The organism is Posidoniimonas corsicana (assembly GCF_007859765.1).
GTDB lineage: Bacteria > Planctomycetota > Planctomycetia > Pirellulales > Lacipirellulaceae > Posidoniimonas > Posidoniimonas corsicana.
Genome location: NZ_SIHJ01000001.1, coordinates 2,780,846 through 2,797,145, shown reverse-complemented (window position 1 = coordinate 2,797,145; position 16,300 = coordinate 2,780,846). Strand labels below are relative to the sequence as shown.

The window sequence follows — 16,300 nt, the reverse complement described above, 5'->3', positions numbered from 1 at the left end:
CTCGTGCGAGGTAGGCTGACAAGCGATCTAGTGTTCTAGCACGATAGTACAGTAGCGGGGCGCGGGGGCGGAGTCAATCTTTTTTTCTTGTGGGTCCGGCGAGGGGGCACGGGTTGCGCCTCTTCGCCGGAAGGGGGCTGCTCCTAGCGTCCCGCCCGCTCGAAGCGGATCGACTTGCCGTTCTGCCGGATGACGAGCGTCAGGGCGGCTATCGATTTGCCGTCCCGTTCGACTTTGACGACGTCGGTCTCGGCGAAGGCGGCCGCGTCCCACCGGCCGGTCGTGGCGAAGCGGAGGTCGGCGCCGTCGCTACGTCCTAGGTAGCCGTAGGTGATCGGCCCGTGCCAGTTGATCAGCGACCGGGCATGGGGTCCCTGGCGTTGGACGGTCAGTGTGCGGCCCTGGCTGTCGCGGTACTCGCCGACCAGCTCGTCGAGCAGAGCCCGGTCGAGGTCCAGCTCGGCGTCGGCTTGAGGCTTGTCGTACGTGACGGGCGGCTGGCCGGCGAGCAGGTTCTCGCAGCTCGACTTCACCACATTGAACGGCGTCGACGCGTCGCTGCTCGCCAGCACGAACAGGCAGCCGTCGTCCGCGGGGTCGCGACGCACCGACGCCAGGAAGCCGCGGACGCTGCCGGTGTGTTCGTGCACCACGGCGCCCGATTCCAATGGGCGGACCCGCCAGCCGAGCGCGTAACCGGCGTCGCCGGGCGTGGTCATCTGGGCGTAGGACTCGTTGCTGATCAGCTTGCCGGCCGCCAGCGCGCGGTCCCACTTCCAGAGGTCGATCAGGTTGGTCACCAGCCCGCCCATGCCGCGGTACTGAAAGCCATACTCGCCGTAAGGGTGGTCGAGCGCCGAGCGGTCGGCGCCGCGGGTGGAAGCGCCGACCGCCACGGTGGCGCCACGGGGCGCCCGCTGGCCGGTGAAGCGGGAGCTGGTCATTCCGGCGGGCTTGAAGATGCTCTCGCGGACATACCGCGTGTAGGGCATGCCGCTCGCCTGCGCGACCACCTCGCTCAGCAGCGCGTAGCCCTGGTTCCAGTACTCGTGCCGCGTGCCCGGCTCGGTCCGCGGCCCGCCCGCGAGGAACGTCGGCAGCACCTTTGCCAGGTCGGTCCCGGCGCCGCGGGAGTTGTCCCGCGGGATGCCCGAGGTGTGCTGCAGCAGGTGCCGCACCGTGATCGCCTGGCAGTCGGCCGGAACGCCGGGCAGGTGCTTGCCGATCGGGTCGTCGAGTGACAGCTTGCCCTCCTCCGCCAGCTTCATCACCGCCACCGCTGTGAAGGGCTTGGTGCACGAGGCGATTTCGAACAGCGTTTCGACGGCGATCGCCTCCGAGTTCTTCCCGCCGGTCTGTCCGACGCCGACCGCGGCGATCACCCGCCCGCCGCGGCCCGCCAGCACGGCGCCCTGGAAGCCAAGGTCCTCGTGCGCCTGACGAACGAACGCGACGATCGCCTCGCCCGTTTCGCCCTCGGCGGTGAACCCGTCGTACGCGATTCCGGGGCCAGCAGGAAGAATCAGTACAGCGCCTATGGCGAGCAAGAGAAGGCGAAACATCGAGCGTCTCCCGAGTGGAATTGCTGTTTGCCGCACGCCGATCTAGTCTATCACGACCGCCGGCGTAGGCAATCGCTTCCGGGAATAGAATGCGACGCGACTCCGGAAGGACAGATTGGATCAATCGTCGCGCAAAGTAACAGGTCGCCCCATGACCGACGAGAATCCCTACGAGAGTGCGAAGTCGGCGCCGCCGGAAGCTGCTAGCGGCAGGGCAATGGCGTTTGTAGGCAAGGTTGCGCTCGCCATCGTCGCACTTCTGCTGTTAGCAGCGTTGCTGCTCCCAGCGACGCGGTCGGCGACTGGCGCTGCCCACCGCAACCATTGTCTGAGTCAGCTCAAGCAACTCACTCTCGCCATGGCGAACTACGAGGCCGTTCACGGGACGTTGCCTCCTGCCTACACGGTAGACGCCGAAGGCAACAAGCTGCACAGCTGGCGGACGTTGCTGCTTCCGTATTTAGAAATGCAGCCCCTCTACGAATCGATCGACCTCACCAAGCCATGGGATGATCCAGCCAACCAGCACGCCCGCGAGGCGTCAATCGACGTGTACAACTGCCCGAGCGCCGTCCATGACGAGGGCATGACGACCTACGTCGTGGTGACGGGCAAGGGGATGGCGTTTGATGGGCCGACGCCGACCAAGCTGAGCGATGTGAAAGACCTAGAGAGCGAAACGCTTGCGATCGTGGATGTTAACGGAAAGCGGGCGGTTCACTGGATGTCGCCTGACGATATCACGCTTGAGCAGTTGGAGGTCTTCTGGACCGAGGAGCACGGCCACCATCCAGGGGTAGTGCAGGCTGCCTTCATCGACGGCCGGGCGCGGGCCCTGTCCCAGCAGATGCCGCTGCTGCAGCTGCGGGCGATGCTGACCATCGCCGGCGGCGAGACCATTGGCGAAGAGTAGCGCGGCCGATCTCCAGGCCGACCAGCGGCAGCAGCCAGCTGAACCACGCGGCGTACGGGTAGATTCCGATCAGGCCGAACACCTCCGAAACGCCGCCGATCAACCGCAGCGCCACCGCCGAAGTCAGCAGCGCGAAGGTCCGTTGCATCCACTCGCGGTGCCGGTCAAAGTCGCGCTGCACCGCCGCCTTCCAGCCAAGCGCCGCGGTCGCGGCGGTCAGCACGGCCAGCGTGGCGAAGCCGACGCCGGCGATCGGGCCGGTCGCCGTGTAGCGGGCCATCCACAGCCCGCTCGGCGCCAAGAGCAGCAGCACCGCGGCCACGTGCAGCTTGCCCAGGGTCCGATGAAGACGCGGCCACGACCGCCACGCCCGCTCGGCCATCAGCGCGAGCCCCGACAGCAGGCAGAACGGCCCGGAGGCTAGGTGCGCGTAGAACGCCCACTGGTAGGCGCCAAAGAATGTGGTCTCGCGTCCCAGCAGGAATTCCGAACGGAAGTTGGGCGGGAGGTACTCGCCGTAGCCGAGCAGGATCCGCAGCAGTGTCTGCAGCACGAGCCAGCAGGAGAGCCACAGGATGACGCGTTGGGAGAGCAGGCTGTTTCGCATAGCGAGAGCCGATTCGACTCGGTGACCAACGGTTATTGCTGCTGGCGTTTGAACTGTGAGAATCGGTCGCGGCGCAAGTCAGGCCTGCTGAGGTACACCGACTCTACCATGCGCCCAACGCCTGACGGACCACGATCATCTGGCCCAGGTGGTACGCGTTGTGATCCGCGACGAGCAGTGCCTCGCGGAGGAGCGTCTGCCCCTCGCCCCACGGGAACGGAGCGAGCAGGTCCAGACTGGGGTCGGCGACTAGCGCTTGCAACTGGTCGGCGTCGTTGTGAAACGCGGCGATGGTTCGCTCCCAGGCGTCCGCGTCGGGCGGCGCGTCGTGTTCCGGCCAATAGCCGTCAGGAAAGTCGGGCGACTCGTGCGCCGGATTGCGCGAAAACTCCAGGATGTCCCATTGGGCAATCCGCATGTGCTCCAGCAGGCGCCAAGGCGTGTGGGGTGTGCCTGGTGGCTGCGCGCCCTGCAGCTCTGGCGGCAGATCGGCGACGACCTGGTCGAAGCCGATGTGGGCGTGTCCGCCGCGTAGCAGCCACAGAACGTGCTCTCGTATGTCGGTCATGCGGATCCCATGGGTAGCCGGTCGACACCTTGACGACACCAATCTTGATCGATGGCGTGCGGAAAGAGAATCCTTGCATTTTGTTTGCCAATAAGAACGGGGCCGCCCCAACTGTTGGAGCGGCCCCGCGTGTGGTAGTCAGTGCTAGTTGCCGTGTTGGCTAGCGGTTCCGCCGCCGGGTCGCGGCCGCGGCGACGACGAGCCCCGCCAGCGCTACACTCGACGGTTCGGGCACGGCGCCCGCGGCAACCAGCGCGTCGCCGACGTCAACGCCGGACAGGTCGCTGGACGCCAGGCTGTTCTGCTGCAGGAACCCGGCGAACTCGGGTGAGACAAGCAGGTTGGCGGCGATGTCCAGCGACGAACCGGTCGCCGCCAGCGAGCTTGGGTTCTCGATGTCGAAGAGGATCGCGGCGATGCCCACGGTGCTCTCGACGAAGAAGCCACTGGCGGCCCCGCCCAGCGTGCCGGCGCGGGCGCCATCGAAGCCGATCGTGAAGTTGCCGACCTCGACGGAGTCGCTGTTGAACAACACCGAGCCCTCGTGCTCGATGGCGCCAGAGAACGTGCCCAGGAAGTCGTCCGAGTCGTAGGCGAAGGTGGTGGGGAGGAGCGGGGCGGAGGCGGTGCGGGGATTGATCGGGAACGCGACCGAGCCATCGCCCAGCGAGCCCGGCGCTATTACCGCGTCGCTAACGCCCGAAAGGCTGAGCGAAGCCGCGGTCTCGAGGGCTGCCGTATCGAGCAGAACATTCGTCTGCCCGCTGTTCACAAACGAGGTGTCGGCGGCGGCGGGACTGACTAGCAGCAAGCAGAGCAGGGCGGGCAGCGGGAGTCTGTACTTCATGGTTCCTCTCCAGGTGGTCGGGACGGAAGGTGAACGCGAGATGCAACAGCGGAACATCGCCGCCAGGGTGGGGGGCGACGCTGTACAGAAACGGGGCGGATGCCCCGTGCGGGTGGTGGGGGTGCTGACGAGTGTCAGCGTGCGATGCAGATTGGCGGCTTCCGAGTCATGAGACGCGACCATCAACGAAAACGAGCGACGGAGGCCGACGGCCGACCACCTCGAAGACCCTAGGCGCCCACCGCCGATCGGGAAGGGCTGTTTCCAAAAAGTCCGCGCGGGGGTCTCTGCACGCCCGGCGCCCGCTTTGCACTTCGGGTCCCCGAGTCGCCCCCGCTGTTGCCGACCACCCCGCCAACTTAAGAAGGTTGAGAAGCGCCCATGCCGTTGTCCTCCACACTCCCCTGCCGGTTCACTGCTCTGGCGTTCCTCTTCGGCGCTTGTGTGCCTGCTTGGGGGCAAGCAACGCGTTCTCATGAAGAGGCGATACTCGATGAGGTGAAGTCGGTGCGTCGAGAGGTTGAGTCGCTCAACGAGAAGATTGATCGGCTGGAAAAGCTGTTGCAGGGTGATCGCTCCTCGGGTGACTTCTCGGCGGTCAGGCTGCGCGTCGAGTCACCAGATGGGACGCCGCTCGAGGGGTTCCGCGTCCGCCTCACTTCTGGGCAGCAGGGCGGCCGGCGGATCGAGGCCACCGGGGTCTCCAGCCCGGAGGGCGTCGCGCTCGATCGGCGGCTGCCGTACGGCGAGTACCGGCTGCGGGTCGACGATCCACAATACGAATGGGGCGAGACGTTTCGTTCGGTGATGATCGAGCCCGGCGTGGCGACCGACCGCGTGATCGTCGCCCCCGACCCAAGCCTGCGGGCCACGGTGCGGCTGGAGTCGGAGCTGGACTTCACCGGGCTTAAGGGGCTGCGGTTCGGGACGCTCCGCCGACCATCCGGGGCAGGGGTCGTGATGTACGACGCGCCCGAGCCGGGCGAGGAATCTGACCGCTGGGAGACCTTCCCGCGGCTCGGCGACGGCATCTCCTTCGCGGGGGTGATCGTACGCGTCAGCTCGACCCAGACGCTGCCGCAGCCCGACGGGGAAGACGCCGACTGGATCACGGGGTCGCAACGGTTCCTGCTGACGCGCGACAAGGCGTACCGCGTGCTCGACACCGATGGCGCGACGGTTGACCTGCCGGACGAGGGCTCGGCGTTCCGACCCAACAAGGACCACGAGTCCGAGTCCACCCAGCGGTACGACGCGGGCTACCTGTTGGCTGAGCTAGAAGAGCTGGACGCAGCTACGCCCGTCCTGGAACTCGCCGCCGGCGACGCCCAGGTGATGCTGACGAGCCTCGTGGGCCGCGCGACGGACGACGTCGCTCGCGCGCTGCGCCAGCGTACCCGTGAGTCAACCGACCTCGAAAACCCCACGGTCTGGCTAACGGCGCGGATCGACGAGGACTCCGCGTGGGTCCCTCGGTTCCTGAAACCGCCGGAGGCGACGTCCGACGGCAAGACCTCTGAATGGGCCCACGGCGAATCAGGCATCATGCACATCGTGATGCGCACCGTCGAGCTGCCGCCGGGCGACGAGGTCACGTTGAGGATCGAGTCGCCGTAAGGTGCGTGAAGATTGGCACGCGGGTGTGCGACATTCGCGTCCGAATGAGGACGGACTCGCAACAACGGCGCACGAGTGTGGGAACCGCGAACCAGCGCCGCTACCGAACCCTACACTCCGATTGCTATCAGATTCTTGTAGAAACCGGCCACTCAGCGCGGTCCAATAGAGGTGTCGCTGCTCTTGCGGGGGCGTCGGGCCTGCCCCGACGCAGCCGGACGTGAGAGTGCTGCGCCGGCGTCCATGGGGAGCGAGACTTTTGTCCCTATCGGCGCGCAGCAGAGGACAAAAGTCGTCCGAGCAATTCTAGGGGCAACAAGGTGCAAGCTTGTATAGCAGGGTGAAACGGCATTCGGCGCCTGAGGTGGGTGGCGACTTTTGTCCCTAAAAATCGATGCGCCAGAACGGGACAAAACTCTGCCTGACCATCGCTGAGGCTATGCCTTGCCGGCCGGCGGCAGGGCGCGGTAGGCGGCGCGGATTGGCTCGGCGCCGTGCTCGCGTTCCAGCCGGCGGATGGTGAAGTGTGCGCGGGCCAGGTTCTGATAGTGGTCGATGAAGTAGGTGTTGATCAGCGCGCCGCCGACCGCGCCGATCACGGGGATCGCCTGCGCGGCCAGCTTCTCGCTGACCACCACGCCGAACCGCTTGCCGATGGTCGAGATGAGCTGCACCAGCGGCGGCGCCGCCTTGTTGGACAGGCCGTGCTTGAGCACGTGCTGCGACGCGTCGTGGATCTGCCGGCCCATCGCGATGCGGACCGCGAGGTAGCCGATCTCGGTCTCGTCGTCGATGTCGGAGGACCGCCCGGGGTCGAGCGCGAACACCTCCAGGCAGGCCAGCCGTGACTCCATGTCGGTGAGGTCCTCGCCCAGGCTGCGGGCGATGTCGGCCACGCTGCGCAGGATCAGCACGGTCGAGACCGGCAGCTCGGCGGCGATGGTCGCGCCGCCGAACGCGCCGCCCGCGGCGCCGCTGAGGCCGGCCATCAGCTTGTGGGAGAAGTTGCGCGGCTTCGCGGAGACCGGGTCCGTGTCGCCGAGCGTGTTGACGGCGAAGTCGAGCGCCACGGAGAGCGACTTGTCGACCGCGGCGTAGAGCGTCTTTTCCGCGGAGTCGGGCAGCAGCTTGAGCGAGGCGGTGATCGGCGCGCCGATCATCTCGGTCAGTCGGTCGGCGATGCCGCGGTGCTCGAGGATGTCCCGCGCCTCGCGGAGCTCTTTGAGCACGTGTTCGGGGAGCCTGTTCGCGGGGACCGGCGGGTTGGGGTTTTCGTCCATCGGAGTCCTCGGTTGGTTGCCGCGGCTGGCGGCTGCTACTGCGGGGTGGGTTGCCAGTCCAGTTCGTCCAGGTCGAACGAGCAGAACACGATCTGGTCGTACAGCTTGTCGCCCGCTTCGTAGAGCAGGCCGACGCGGTTGTCGGCGAGCCGGGCGAGGTCGGAGTAGGCGGCTGGCCCGGCGCCGACGACGCACCGCTCGGCCCAGGTGGCGGCGTTGTCGCGGCTCAGGCGGAGCGTCATGTCGCGCCGCTTGGCGGGGTGCGACGGGCCGGAGTAGACGATCAGCGGGCCGTCCCGGTCGTGCAGGGCGATCGCCGAGTTCTGCACCACGGGCGACGCGAGCGCGGGCTCGGGGCGGAAGCCGGCGGTGAACGACCGGCCGCCGTCCTCGCTCACGGCCACCGCGCGGGTGGCCGGGTCGGCGCCGTGCTGGTCGCGGGCGTTCACGTAGATGCGGCCGTCGGTCAGCTGGAGGGCGACGCACTCGTTCGGGTGGACGGCGGAGTCGGGTTCGGTGGTGTCCCGGGCGCCGATCTGCCACGAGCGTCCGTGGTCGTCGCTGTAGACGAGGTGGGCGCCCCAGCCCCCGGTCGATCTGCTGCGGTGGTCGCACGGGATGACCAGGCGGCCGGCGTGCGGGCCGCTGGTGAGTTGCAGGCCGTGCACCGGGCCGGTGGCGTACCAGTTCCAGTCGGGGTCCTTCACGTCGGCGGTGATATCAACCCGGTCGGACCACGTGGCGCCGTGGTCGTCGGAGAAGCAGGAGAAGACGCGGTCGTTGTCGCGGGTGAACAGCAGCCAGACCCTGCCCGGGTGCTCGGGGTCGGCGGCGTCGACCACCGGCGTGGGGTTGCCGAGGGTCACACCGGCGTCGGGCGAGTCCCACTCGTCCTGCACCAGCTGCAGCCTGCCCCAGGTGGCGCCGCCGTCGGTGCTCCGCTTCACGACGAGGTCGATGTCGCCGGCGTCGCCCGGGCCGTTCTTGCGGCCTTCGGCGAAGGCGAGCAGGTCGCCGTTGGCGGCGCGGAGCAGCACCGGGATGCGGAAGGTGTGGTAGCCGTCGTGGCCGGAGCGGTAGACGGTGGTCTTGGGTGGTTCGGCGGCCGCGGCAGGGACGCCGGCGGTCGCGAGGCACAGCAGCGGGAGGGCGGCGAGCAGACGGATCGGGGGCATTGGGGGTCGCGCAGGGGTGAGGGGCGAGCCGGCGGTGTCGCGCTACTCGTAGCAATCGTTCGGGTCGGCCTCGGCGAGGTCAACCAGGAAGTCAGCCACCTTGGCGGTCACGGCGTCGAAGTAGCGGGCGCCCTTGTCGGCGGTGGCGGCCGAGGGGTCGCCGACGCCGGTGTCGTCGGTGACCTTGGTCCACTGCCTCGGCGCCCAGGCCCACTTCTCACGGAACGCCTGGATCCGCCACTGCCGGGCGGCGCCGGGGCCGGCCTCGTCGAGCGGGCGGACCAGGTCGGGGGCGAGGTGCAGCAGCAGGCTGGTTTCGAGTTCGTCGGCGTGGTCACCGCCGTGGTCGAAGTAGCCGTCGCGGGGGACAACCGCGAAGCCGTTCACCACGCTCAGGAAGACCGTGGTCCGCGCCTGTAGCTCGCGGACCATCTGGTTGAAGTGGTTGCCGCCGTGGAAGTTCAGCACGACCAGGTTCGGCACGCCTTGGCCCGCCAGGCTGTCGACCACGTCCCGCAGGACGAGCGCCTGCGTCGAGGGGTTCATGTTGATGGTCAGCGGCAGGTCGAGCTGCTGGGTGTTGACGCCGAAGGGGAGGGTGGGGAGCACCACGGCGCGGGCGCCACGTTCCCAGGCGCGGCGGGCCGACTCGATGGCGACCGCCTCGGCCTCGAGGTTATCGGTCGCGTAGGGGAGGTGCAGGTTGTGGGCCTCGGTCGCGCCCCACGGCAGCACCGCGACCCGGGACTCCGCCTGGCGGACCATCGGCAGGGTGCACTCGGCCAGCACGTAGGGTCGGGCGGGCATCGGCGGCTACCGTTTCTTTTTCTGCTTGCGGAGCTTCTTGATCATTTTTTCCCGCTCCTTGCGGGCCATCGCCTTGTCCTTGGACGACAGCCGCTTGCCGGTGCCCTGCTTCTTGCGGGTGAGGGCCCCGGTGGGGTTCTGCATCATCTCACCCTTGATCTGGTTGAACATCTTCATGCGGTCCTTCATGCCCTTGCCGGCCATCGACTTCATCATCTGGGCCATCGGCTCGAACATCTTGACCAGATCGTTCACCTGGTGGGGCTCGACGCCCGAGCCGGCCGCGATGCGGCGGCGGCGGCTCTGGTCGATGAGCTTGGGGTCGCGCTTCTCGGCCGGCGTCATCGAGTCGATGATGCCGAACAGCTGCTTCATGTCCTGCTCGGGGTCCATGTCCCCCATGCTGTCCATCATCCCCTTCATGCCGGGGATCATGCCCATCACCTTGCGGAGCGGGCCCAGGCGGGTGATCTGTTTGAGCTGCTTCTTGAAGTCGTCGAGGGTGAACTCGCCCTTGGCGAGCTTCTCCTCCTGGGCGCGCATCTCCTCTTCGTCGAATTCGCTCTGGGCCTTCTCGACCAGCGAGAGGATGTCGCCCTGGCCGAGGATGCGGCCGGCCATGCGGTCCGGGTGGAACTCCTCGAGCGCGTCGAGGTGCTCGCCGGTGCCGATGAACTTGATCGGCACGCCGGTGACTTCTTTGACCGACAGCGCGGCGCCGCCGCGGGCGTCGCCGTCGAGCTTGGTCATGATGACGCCGTCGATCTCGAGCGCCTCGTTGAACGCCTTGGCGCTGTTCACGGCGTCCTGGCCGGTCATGCCGTCGACCACCAGGTAGATCTGCTCGGGGCTGCACTGCTTGTCGATCCGCTCGAGCTGGCCCATCAGCTCGTCGTCGATGTGCAGCCGGCCGGCGGTGTCGAGGATGACCGTGTCGGCGCCTAGCTTCTTGGCCTGCTTCACGGCGTTGTTGCAGACCTTGACCGGGTCCTGCTCGCCGCGCTCGGAGTAGACCGGGATGTCGAGCTGCTCGCCCAGCACGTGGAGCTGGTCGATGGCCGCCGGACGCTGCAGGTCTGCCGCCACGAGCAGCGGCTTGCGGCCGCGGCTCTTGAGCATGCGGCCGAGCTTGCCGCAGCTGGTGGTCTTTCCGGACCCCTGCAGGCCGCACATCATCAGCACGGTGACGTCGCCCGGGCCCTTGAGGTGCAGCGAGTGGTCGACCGGCCCCATCAGCTCGATGAGCTGCTGGTGCACCACGCCGACCACCTGCTGGCTCGGGTTGAGCGACTTGAGCACCTTCTCGCCAACCGCGACCTCGGTCACGTTCTTCATGAACGTGCGGACCACCTCGTAGCTGACGTCGGCCTCGAGCAGGGAGCGCTCGACCAGCTTCAGGCCGTCCCGCATGTTCGACTCGGAGAGCTTCCCTTTGCCGCTGATGGACTTCAGGGCGGAGGAGAGGCCGTCTTGCAGGTTTTCGAACATAACCGACGTTCTAAGCAGTACTTAGGTAATGGCGTGCGGGACCGCAGAAACCTCCAATGTAGCCGATTCCGCCCCGCGTCGACAGCCGATGGGCCACCCCGTGGCGAGCGGCAGACGAATCCGCAAGACGGAAACAGCCGAGGGCCTACGGCCATCGGAGACGCCGCTGGAGTGTTCAGCCCCGCGGGTTCCACTGCGACGGTGGATCAGGCGGGGGCAGGAAGAGATCACGGAGCTCGTGGAATGCCCAACGAGTCTGCCGGACACTGTCAACTTGCTCAGAATACCGAACCGCGAATGACAGCATTGCGTCGACAAAGTCGACTGAGGCTCCTGCCGCTGCAGCGATATCGATGCGGCGCGGCTGAGAAATCGAGCCCGGGGACCGACGTTCCTCCGGCTCCAAAGCATCAATTACCGCAATGGCGTGCTGGGCGTCCTCCGTGAACGAAACCCCGCCGAAGGGAGACGCCATACCAGGCATCGCCTGGACGCCAGCCGCAAACGCCTCGTCGTTGGCAAGTCGCAAGAGAACCCGTCGGAGCGCCTCGAGTCTGTCCGGCGGCTCGGTAGTGGCGGACATTGATAAGGGGCTCGTTACTCGTTCTGCCCTTGCCGGCAGGTGATTGTCCGACGGATGTAATCCGTCGGCTATTTACTGGCGGCCGCGGTCAGCGCTTCGGCGACCTTGCCTGGCTCGAACACGCCGAGCTCGGTCACGATGCCGGTGATCAGCTCGGCCGGCGTGACGTCGAAGGCCGGGTTGTAGGTCTTGGCGTCGTCGGGGGCCGTCTGCTTGCCGAAGCCGCGGGTAATTTCGTCGTCGCTGCGCTCTTCAATGGGGATTTGATTGCCGGAGGCGAGCGTCAGGTCGAAGGTGGTGCTCGGGGCGGCGACGTAGAACGGCACGTTGTGGTAGCGGGCGGCGATGGCGGCCGCGTAGGTGCCGATTTTGTTGGCGGCGTCGCCGTTGGCGGCGATGCGGTCGGCTCCGACGATCACGGCCCCTACCCTGCCCTCCCGCATCACCTGGGCGTTCATCGAGTCGGTAATCAGCGTCGCGTCGACGCCGCGCTCCATCAGCTCCCACATTGTGAGCCGGGCGCCCTGCAGCAGCGGGCGGGTCTCATCGGCGTAGACCTTCGGCTCGCGGCCGCGGCGGTGCAGCTCGAAGATCACTGCCAACGCGGTGCCGTCGCCTCCGGTGGCGAGCGCACCGGTGTTGCAGTGCGTTAGGATGCCCGCGCCTGTTGGCAGGTCAGCCAGGGCGTCGGCGCCGTGGCGGCCAATCGCCGCGCACAACTCGTGGTCTTCGGCGTGGATTGCGCGGGCCTCGGTGAGCAGCCGAGCCGCTAGGCGGGGCGCCTGATGATCGGCGATTGCGGCCCGCATGCGGTCGAGCGCCCAGAACAGGTTAACCGCAGTCGGCCGGCTGGTCGCCAGGTAGTCGCACGCCGCGGCGGCCGACGCCTCCGAGTCCCCCGCCAAGCAGACGCCGTACGCGGCCGCGACGCCAATCGCCGGGGCGCCGCGCACGCTCAGTCGCTTGATGGCCTGCCAAACGTCTTCGACGGTGCGGCAGTCGAGGTAACTAGTTTCGGTGGGGAGCCTGGTCTGATCGAGCAGTCGCAGATGACCGTCGAATTCGCCAATCCATTCAATTGTCTTCGCCATGCCGGCGATTATAACGCGTGCCGACCTGTCAGGCATTGAGCACAAGTGGAACACTGGTGCCCACTAACGGGATCCGCTGGATTCGACCTCGGACTTGCCGCGAATCGAACGCTGCACCGGGCCAGTACTAGTGTCGACTAGCGTTCCTCTCAGGAGGGTAGGCTTCACCGCTCGAACTGGTCGGAGTACTCCAGCCCGAACGTATCGGCCACCGGACGGTTGGTGACGGCGCCGTGGAAGATGTTGACGGCGGTCGCCAGCTCAGGGCTCTTTGCTGCGGCAGCCTCGACGCCCTGCTCCGCGATCCGGATCGCCCACGGCAGCGTCACGTTGCAGAGCGCAAAGGTGCTGGTGCGGCCCACCGCGCCCGGCATGTTCGCCACGCAGTAGTGCACCACGTCGTGCACGATGTAGGTGGGGTCGCTGTGGGTCGTCGGCTTGCTGGTCGCGATGCAGCCACCCTGGTCGATCGCGACGTCGCAGATCACCGAGCCGGGCTGCATGATCTTCAGGTCCTCCTCCTCGATCAGCCGTGGCGCCTTGGCGCCGGGGATCAGCACGGCGCCAATCACCAAATCCGCTCGCTCCAGCTGCTTGCGGATGGTGTGACGGTCGCTGAACAGCACGTCGACGTTGGCGGGCATGATGTCGTCGAGGTACCGCAAGCGGTCCATGTTGATGTCGAGGATCGACACGTTCGCCTGGAAGCCGGCGGCGATCTTGGCCGCGTTGGCGCCAACAACGCCGCCCCCCAGAATCGTGATCCAGGCCGGCGCCACGCCGGGCACGCCGCCGAGCAGGATGCCGCGACCCATCTGCGGGCGCTCGAGGTACTTGGCGCCCTCCTGAACGCTCATGCGGCCGGCCACCTCGCTCATGGGGGTGAGCAGAGGCAGCCGCCCCTCAGCGTCGCGGAGGGTCTCGTAGGCGACGCAGGTCGACTGCGAGGCGACCATCGCGTCGGTCAGCTCGCGGCTGGCCGCGAAGTGGAAGTAGGTGAACAGGATCTGCCCGGGTCGGATCAGGGGCCACTCGTCTGGCTGCGGCTCCTTCACCTTCACGATCATATCCGCCCTGGCGAAGATGTCGTCGCGGTTGGCCACCATCTCAGCCCCCGCCGCTTGGTAGGCTTCGTCGGGCAGCCCGGAGCCCAGCCCGGCGCCCGATTCGACCAGCACCTGGTGACCTCGGCGGGTCAGCTCCTCGGCGCCAACCGGGAGCATGGCAATGCGGTACTCGTCTTTCTTAATTTCACGGGGGACGCCAACGATCATGGCGGCGGAACTCCAGGCAGGGGGCGGGTTTGGTGGGATTCTGCGATTCTAGATCCGCTCCAAAGTGGCGTTAAGCGGTGTGCGCACGCTATGCGCAGGATTTACCCAATAGCGCAGACGCGACCAACCCGCGCCGCCGGCAGCTCGGCCACCCGAGGCGGGCCCTGGGCGCGGCCTTAGGCCTTGTGCCTGTGTGGGCCGACCGTTAAACTGCCGAATTCCCGTGTCCCCGTGGGCCGCTGGAAGGGGGACACCCTCAGCCGGCCCGCTCTCGACAAGTACGTGCTGACGAAGACGGACGAACCGATGCAAAAGACGTTCATGGCCAACGCCGGGCTGCTGGATTCGGGCGAGATTGAGCGCAAGTGGCTGCTCGTCGACGCCGAGGACCAGATCGTAGGCCGCCTGGCGAGCGACATCGCCGTGATCCTGATGGGCAAGCACCGCCCGACCTACACCCCGCACGTCGACACCGGCGACTTCGTCGTCGTGGTGAACGCCGAGAAGATCAAGTTCACCGGCAAGAAGTGGGAGCAGAAGGAGTACGCCTGGTACACCGGCTACCCCCGCCAGCGGACCATCAAGGCCGGCGACCGCCTGGAGCGCAAGCCGGAGATGATCCTCGAGGAGGCCGTCCGCCGGATGCTGCCCAAGAACAAGCTGGCCTCGAAGATGCTGGCCAAGCTAAAGGTCTACGCCGGACCCAACCACCCGCACCAGGCGCAGTCGCCCGAGAAGGTCGTGCTGGGCGGCAAGGGCCCGAGCCGCTGCGGCAAGACCAACGACTAACGCCGGCCAGCTCGCCGGCTGTTAGCCTCGGCGGCCAACCACACACCACCCACCAACTACTAATCACTCGCACATGAGCACCGCCACCGAAAAGGACGCCCTGGGAACCGGCCGCCGCAAGACCAGCGTGGCCCGCGTCCGCATCCGTCCCGGCTCCGGCAAGATCACCATCAACAAGCGGGAGCTGGAAGAGTACTTCCCGATCCAGCAGGACCGCAACGCGGTAGTCGCCCCGCTGACGCAGTGCGAGCTGAAGGACTCGGTCGACGTGATCATCCGCTGCCACGGCGGCGGCAACACCGGCCAGGCCGGCGCCTGCATGCAGGGCATCGCCCGCGCGCTGGTCAAGTACGACTCCGACCTGCACGACAAGCTGCGTGAGGGCGAGTACCTCACCCGCGACAGCCGCATGAAGGAGCGGAAGAAGCCCGGTCTGCACGGCGCCCGCCGTGGCACCCAGTTCTCCAAGCGTTAACGCTCGGAGCGAGCGGTGGTGCTGCTACCGGGCGTTACCGCCCGGGCTCGTCGGAGCAGCCCACCCAGAGCCAGCGCCACCCGCGCAGCAGAACGTTAGAACACAAAAAGGCCCGGTCATGCGACCGGGCCTTTTCGTTTGGGCGCCATTCCTCCCCGGCGGACGGGACCCCGCCGGGCGGCTGGCCGGCCGAGTCCTTCGGCCGTCCCTGTTCTATGTAATCCGCTTCGAGTTGAGTTCAGGAAGCGGGCTGAACATCCAACTCGTTGGTCTTAGACCAGCTCCTTGCGGGCGCCAATCAGCGTCCGCAGCCGCTCCGCCAAGAGGGCCGCGTCGAACGGCTTCTTGAACGTCTCGTTGATGGTGGAGCGGTCGAAGCTCATCGACGACCCGTCGTCCGGCAGCAGAGCGATCAGGATCGTCTCGCTGAAGTCGGTGTTGCGACGCAGGTTCTGGCAGATCTGCAGCGCCTCGACGTGCCCGATCGAGAAGTCCACGATGATGCAGTCCGGGTGGAAGCTCTCGGACTGGATCCCGGCCTCGAAGCCGCTGGCGGCCGTGGAGGTGCGGAAGGACTTTTCGGCGGGAAGCTCACGCTTGAGGTTCTCGATCAGGACCTGGTCCTGCGCGACGATGAGCACCTTGGCCATCGCCTCGTCCTCCAGGTCGCCCAGCGGCATGCCGTGCTCCTTGAGGAACTTAATCAAATACTCGCGGGGGATGCGGCGGTCTTGCGATCCGGGGATTCGGTAGCCCTTCAGGCGACCCGAGTCGAACCACTTGCTGACCGTGCGGGGGGCCACTTTACAGATCTTGGCGACCTGACCAGTAGTGAAGACCTTCATCGGGCTCTCCAATTCTCGTCTTGCTGTTTGTTCGCTCGGCTCTGGACGCTGGTGCGCGCCAAATGCCAGAGCCGTCTATCGCCCCTCACGTACGCACCCGCTACTCGCGAGCAATCCCTGCTCCGGAGGCGTTCGCCAGCCGGTCGCACGTGTCTGGGTCGGGGCTGTTACACAATGTTGAAGCCGCTTTTGGTGGGGACAGGTCCTTCTGATCCACGACCTCTCTCTAAGCCGGATCGGCAGGCGCCAGCACGGAGGATTGGGAAAAACCGTCGCGGAAGGAAGACTCGACGCAGCCAGCGCCGGGTAATCCCTCCAAGACGCCCAACCCCACCCTGCTGTTGGGTCGCGCCGTTTGAGCGCAGCTCCAGCCGAGTCG

Annotated in this window: 16 protein-coding genes; 4 read left to right on the top strand and 12 right to left on the bottom strand. The window is 67.0% G+C overall.

The annotated features are described in order from the left end of the window. Window positions 1-143: 143 nt before the first annotated feature. Entirely contained in the window at window positions 144-1,562 is a 1,419-nt protein-coding gene (locus KOR34_RS10715) for a serine hydrolase domain-containing protein (RefSeq protein WP_146564580.1), read from the bottom strand. Between the two features lie 151 nt (window positions 1,563-1,713). Between KOR34_RS10715 and KOR34_RS10710 the strand changes: the two genes are divergently transcribed. Then, window positions 1,714-2,475, top strand: a complete 762-nt coding sequence (locus tag KOR34_RS10710; RefSeq protein ID WP_146564579.1) for a DUF1559 family PulG-like putative transporter — start codon at window positions 1,714-1,716, stop codon at window positions 2,473-2,475. Here the strand turns inward: KOR34_RS10710 and KOR34_RS10705 are convergent. From KOR34_RS10705 to KOR34_RS26645, 3 genes are all read right to left on the bottom strand, one after another. After that, window positions 2,375-3,082: a DUF2306 domain-containing protein gene (locus tag KOR34_RS10705; RefSeq protein ID WP_146564578.1), complete on the bottom strand. Its 708-nt coding sequence runs from the start codon at window positions 3,080-3,082 to the stop codon at window positions 2,375-2,377. The two genes, KOR34_RS10710 and KOR34_RS10705, sit on opposite strands and share 101 nt — an antisense overlap. A 103-nt stretch (window positions 3,083-3,185) precedes the next feature. Then, window positions 3,186-3,650, bottom strand: coding sequence for a DinB family protein (locus KOR34_RS10700; RefSeq protein WP_146564577.1), 465 nt, complete (start codon window positions 3,648-3,650; stop codon window positions 3,186-3,188). A gap of 160 nt (window positions 3,651-3,810) precedes the next feature. Then, on the bottom strand, window positions 3,811-4,497 hold the full coding sequence (locus KOR34_RS26645; protein ID WP_197531317.1) for a PEP-CTERM sorting domain-containing protein: 687 nt from the start codon (window positions 4,495-4,497) through the stop codon (window positions 3,811-3,813). A gap of 381 nt (window positions 4,498-4,878) precedes the next feature. Between KOR34_RS26645 and KOR34_RS10690 the strand changes: the two genes are divergently transcribed. Continuing rightward, complete coding sequence (locus KOR34_RS10690) at window positions 4,879-6,114, top strand: carboxypeptidase-like regulatory domain-containing protein (protein ID WP_197531316.1); 1,236 nt, start codon at window positions 4,879-4,881, stop codon at window positions 6,112-6,114. 437 nt (window positions 6,115-6,551) lie between these two features. On the opposite strand, the gene KOR34_RS10685 is transcribed toward KOR34_RS10690, so the two are convergent. From KOR34_RS10685 to ald, 7 genes are all read right to left on the bottom strand, one after another. Then, window positions 6,552-7,394 (bottom strand): EcsC family protein, encoded by an 843-nt coding sequence (locus KOR34_RS10685; RefSeq protein WP_146564574.1) that lies wholly within the window; start codon window positions 7,392-7,394, stop codon window positions 6,552-6,554. 35 nt (window positions 7,395-7,429) lie between these two features. Next, window positions 7,430-8,569 (bottom strand): sialidase family protein, encoded by a 1,140-nt coding sequence (locus KOR34_RS10680; protein WP_146564573.1) that lies wholly within the window; start codon window positions 8,567-8,569, stop codon window positions 7,430-7,432. A 42-nt stretch (window positions 8,570-8,611) separates the two neighbouring features. Beyond that, window positions 8,612-9,376: a creatininase family protein gene (locus tag KOR34_RS10675; RefSeq protein ID WP_146564572.1), complete on the bottom strand. Its 765-nt coding sequence runs from the start codon at window positions 9,374-9,376 to the stop codon at window positions 8,612-8,614. A gap of 6 nt (window positions 9,377-9,382) precedes the next feature. Further along, entirely contained in the window at window positions 9,383-10,864 is a 1,482-nt protein-coding gene (gene ffh, locus KOR34_RS10670) for a signal recognition particle protein (protein WP_146564571.1), read from the bottom strand. 175 nt (window positions 10,865-11,039) lie between these two features. After that, on the bottom strand, window positions 11,040-11,348 hold the full coding sequence (locus KOR34_RS27495; RefSeq protein WP_390620786.1) for a hypothetical protein: 309 nt from the start codon (window positions 11,346-11,348) through the stop codon (window positions 11,040-11,042). Between the two features lie 167 nt (window positions 11,349-11,515). After that, a complete protein-coding gene (mtnA, locus tag KOR34_RS10660) occupies window positions 11,516-12,538 on the bottom strand; it encodes an S-methyl-5-thioribose-1-phosphate isomerase (protein WP_146564569.1) in 1,023 nt (340 codons plus the stop codon). Window positions 12,539-12,702: 164 nt separating this feature from the next. Further along, window positions 12,703-13,812: an alanine dehydrogenase gene (gene ald, locus KOR34_RS10655; RefSeq protein ID WP_146564568.1), complete on the bottom strand. Its 1,110-nt coding sequence runs from the start codon at window positions 13,810-13,812 to the stop codon at window positions 12,703-12,705. A 306-nt stretch (window positions 13,813-14,118) separates the two neighbouring features. Between ald and rplM the strand changes: the two genes are divergently transcribed. Both rplM and rpsI read left to right on the top strand, forming a co-directional pair. Continuing rightward, window positions 14,119-14,601 (top strand): 50S ribosomal protein L13, encoded by a 483-nt coding sequence (rplM, locus tag KOR34_RS10650; protein ID WP_146564567.1) that lies wholly within the window; start codon window positions 14,119-14,121, stop codon window positions 14,599-14,601. Between the two features lie 73 nt (window positions 14,602-14,674). Then, window positions 14,675-15,076, top strand: coding sequence for a 30S ribosomal protein S9 (gene rpsI, locus KOR34_RS10645; protein ID WP_146564566.1), 402 nt, complete (start codon window positions 14,675-14,677; stop codon window positions 15,074-15,076). A gap of 272 nt (window positions 15,077-15,348) precedes the next feature. Here rpsI and KOR34_RS10640 read toward each other — a convergent pair whose 3' ends face one another. Next, entirely contained in the window at window positions 15,349-15,921 is a 573-nt protein-coding gene (locus KOR34_RS10640; protein WP_146564565.1) for a helix-turn-helix domain-containing protein, read from the bottom strand. Window positions 15,922-16,300: the final 379 nt, after the last annotated feature.

Coding starts and splice junctions, on each gene's coding strand:
- KOR34_RS10705 (WP_146564578.1), bottom strand. CDS start 3,082: ATGCGAAACAGCCTGCTCTCCCAACGCGTCATCCTGTGGCTCTCCTGC.
- KOR34_RS26645 (WP_197531317.1), bottom strand. CDS start 4,497: ATGAAGTACAGACTCCCGCTGCCCGCCCTGCTCTGCTTGCTGCTAGTC.
- KOR34_RS10685 (WP_146564574.1), bottom strand. CDS start 7,394: ATGGACGAAAACCCCAACCCGCCGGTCCCCGCGAACAGGCTCCCCGAA.
- KOR34_RS27495 (WP_390620786.1), bottom strand. CDS start 11,348: ATGCCTGGTATGGCGTCTCCCTTCGGCGGGGTTTCGTTCACGGAGGAC.
- rpsI (WP_146564566.1), top strand. CDS start 14,675: ATGAGCACCGCCACCGAAAAGGACGCCCTGGGAACCGGCCGCCGCAAG.
- rplM (WP_146564567.1), top strand. CDS start 14,119: ATGCAAAAGACGTTCATGGCCAACGCCGGGCTGCTGGATTCGGGCGAG.
- KOR34_RS10700 (WP_146564577.1), bottom strand. CDS start 3,650: ATGACCGACATACGAGAGCACGTTCTGTGGCTGCTACGCGGCGGACAC.
- KOR34_RS10675 (WP_146564572.1), bottom strand. CDS start 9,376: ATGCCCGCCCGACCCTACGTGCTGGCCGAGTGCACCCTGCCGATGGTC.
- KOR34_RS10715 (WP_146564580.1), bottom strand. CDS start 1,562: ATGTTTCGCCTTCTCTTGCTCGCCATAGGCGCTGTACTGATTCTTCCT.
- KOR34_RS10710 (WP_146564579.1), top strand. CDS start 1,714: ATGACCGACGAGAATCCCTACGAGAGTGCGAAGTCGGCGCCGCCGGAA.
- KOR34_RS10690 (WP_197531316.1), top strand. CDS start 4,879: ATGCCGTTGTCCTCCACACTCCCCTGCCGGTTCACTGCTCTGGCGTTC.
- ald (WP_146564568.1), bottom strand. CDS start 13,812: ATGATCGTTGGCGTCCCCCGTGAAATTAAGAAAGACGAGTACCGCATT.
- ffh (WP_146564571.1), bottom strand. CDS start 10,864: ATGTTCGAAAACCTGCAAGACGGCCTCTCCTCCGCCCTGAAGTCCATC.
- KOR34_RS10640 (WP_146564565.1), bottom strand. CDS start 15,921: ATGAAGGTCTTCACTACTGGTCAGGTCGCCAAGATCTGTAAAGTGGCC.
- mtnA (WP_146564569.1), bottom strand. CDS start 12,538: ATGGCGAAGACAATTGAATGGATTGGCGAATTCGACGGTCATCTGCGA.
- KOR34_RS10680 (WP_146564573.1), bottom strand. CDS start 8,569: ATGCCCCCGATCCGTCTGCTCGCCGCCCTCCCGCTGCTGTGCCTCGCG.